Below are 299 nucleotides of genomic sequence, written 5' to 3' on the forward strand. Positions count from 1 at the left end.
TGTCTTGGTAGAAGGCAATATAGTCATTTAATACATCATCTATTTTAGCATCACCGATCGAATCAACATTTTTAACAAAGGCTAACAAGAATGGCATTTTATAAGATAATGAATAATCTCTTTCTTCTAAGAATTCAAAGAAGTCTTGTTTGATTGTATCATTATTGTGCTCTTTTATACCTAGTTCTTTTCTGTATTTTTCAACATCATCAGGGCTAAATAAATATAAAGATTTACTTCCAAATTTATATTCTACACTAGGTTTTATTTTTCCTTTTTTAATCCAACTTGTTACAGTT

1 protein-coding gene is annotated in these 299 nt (G+C 27.4%); it reads right to left on the minus strand.

Features of this window, described 5'->3' with window-relative positions; translation table 11 throughout:
• The coding region (locus ACZQCL_RS08625; RefSeq protein ID WP_482482811.1) for a hypothetical protein at window positions 1-299 on the minus strand (299 nt) is incomplete at both ends.

This window comes from Holdemanella sp. (genome assembly GCF_056804935.1).